At 73.0% G+C, this 2,100-nt stretch carries 2 protein-coding genes and 1 pseudogene; 2 read left to right on the forward strand and 1 reads right to left on the reverse strand.

Going from position 1 to position 2,100, the window contains the following annotated elements; translation table 11 throughout:
* A partial coding sequence (gene cobA / locus G3I40_RS16400) for a uroporphyrinogen-III C-methyltransferase (protein ID WP_164302895.1) occupies positions 1-766 on the forward strand: 766 nt, incomplete at its 5' end.
* A 54-nt stretch (positions 767-820) separates the two neighbouring features.
* Complete coding sequence (locus tag G3I40_RS16405) at positions 821-1,648, forward strand: RNA methyltransferase (protein WP_164302896.1); 828 nt, start codon at positions 821-823, stop codon at positions 1,646-1,648.
* Positions 1,649-1,793: 145 nt separating this feature from the next.
* Here G3I40_RS16405 and G3I40_RS16410 read toward each other — a convergent pair.
* Positions 1,794-2,100, reverse strand: a pseudogene (locus tag G3I40_RS16410) (serine/threonine protein kinase); the annotation flags it as partial.

The following is a 2,100-nucleotide window of genomic DNA, read 5'->3' on the forward strand; positions in this document are numbered from 1 at the left end:
CGGCACCGTCTCCGTCGAGCGCACCCGCACCCCGGGCGTCGCCCTGGTCGGCGGCGGGCCCGGCGACCCGGACCTGATCACGGTGCGCGGCCGCCGCCTCCTCGCCGAGGCCGACGTCGTCATCGCCGACCGGCTCGGCCCGCGCGACCTGCTCGACGAACTCCCTCCGCACGTCGAGGTGATCGACGCCGCGAAGATCCCGTACGGCCGGCAGATGGTCCAGGAGGCCATCAACGAGGCCCTGATCGACCACGCCAAGCAGGGCAAGGCCGTCGTCCGGCTCAAGGGCGGCGACCCGTACGTCTTCGGCCGCGGCATGGAAGAGGCGCAGGCGCTGGCCGCCGAGGGCATCCCGGTCACGGTCGTCCCCGGCATCTCCAGCTCCATCTCGGTGCCCGGCGCGGCCGGCATCCCGGTCACGCACCGCGGCGTCGCCCACGAGTTCACGGTGGTCAGCGGCCACGTCGCGCCGGACGACGCGCGCTCCCTGGTCGACTGGGCCGCTCTCGCCCAGCTCACCGGCACCCTCGTGATCCTCATGGGCGTGGACAAGATCGGGAAGATCGCCGAGGCCCTGATCTCGTACGGAAAGCCGGGCAGCACCCCCGTCGCGCTCGTGCAGGAGGGCACGACGGCCACTCAGCGCCGCGTCGACGCGACCCTCGCCACGGTCGGCGAGAGGGCGGTCGCCGAAGGCGTGAGGCCCCCGGCCGTCATCGTCATCGGCGACGTGGTGCACGAGAGCCCCGAACGTACCCAGCGGTAACGCAACTCGCTCCGATCCGTTGGCACCACACCCAGGACAAGGCAGTATCGACCCGTGGCTGAACCCCAAGGTCTCATCACCATCGAGGATCCCGAGGACCCGCGCCTGCGCGACTACACGGGCCTGACCGACGTCGAGCTGCGCCGCAAGCGAGAACCGGCCGAGGGCCTGTTCATCGCCGAGGGCGAGAAGGTGATCCGCCGCGCCAAGCAGGCGGGCTACGAGATGCGCTCCATGCTGCTGTCCGCGAAGTGGGTCGACGTCATGCGCGACGTCATCGACGAGGTCCCGGCCCCGGTCTACGCGGTCGCCCCCGACCTCGCCGAACAGGTCACGGGCTACCACGTGCACCGCGGCGCCCTGGCGTCCATGCAGCGCAAGCCCCTGCCGACGGCCGACGGCCTCCTCGCGACGGCCCGCCGCCTGGTGATCATGGAGTCGGTCAACGACCACACCAACATCGGCGCGATCTTCCGCTCCGCGGCGGCCCTCGGCATGGACGCCGTCCTGCTCTCGCCGGACTGCGCGGACCCCCTCTACCGCCGCTCGGTCAAGGTCTCCATGGGCGCGGTCTTCTCGGTGCCCTACGCCCGCCTCGAAGCCTGGCCGAAATCCCTGGAGTCGGTCCGCGCGGCGGGCTTCGACCTGCTCGCCCTCACCCCGGCCGAGAAGGCCAAGTCCCTGGACGAGGTGGCCCCGCACCGCATGGACCGGGTCGCGCTCCTGCTCGGCGCGGAGGGCGAGGGCCTGTCGACCAAGGCCTTGATGGCAGCGGACGAATGGGTGCGCATCCCGATGGCCCACGGCGTCGACTCCCTCAACGTGGGCGCGGCGGCCGCGGTCGCGTTCTACGCGCTGGCCACGGGCCGCCCCGAACTCTGAGGCGCCCTGGGCGTTCGGTCCGGACGCGGGGTCCAGCGCACCGACCTGCGGTCCGGCGCCGTCGTCGCACGCCCACGCTCCGCCGTGCCTCGCGACGCACCCACCGGCATGAAGCGGCGGGCCGCGCCGCTCTGCCGGACAGGCGCTAGCTGGGTCCCTGGCAGCCCTGCGCCGCCGCGATGGCCAGCGCCACCAGCAGCGTGACCACCACGAACACGAACAACCGCTGCCGCAGCAGCCGAGGATTGGCCGGCCGCAGCTTCTTGCCCGCACCCGTGCCGTTCGTACGAGGCGCCGGACGACCGGCACCACTGCGCGGAGCGGGCCTGTTCCCGGAGCGGGACGTCGTGGAGCGCGGGCCGGAGGCCGAGCCCGTCCTGCCGTTGCTCGGGCGCGACGCGGGCGTGCCCGGCTGGGTACGCCGCTGGGTGCGCTCCTCCACGTAGCTCTCG

It is taken from the genome of Streptomyces sp. SID14478, from assembly GCF_010548525.1.
Taxonomy (GTDB): domain Bacteria; phylum Actinomycetota; class Actinomycetes; order Streptomycetales; family Streptomycetaceae; genus Streptomyces.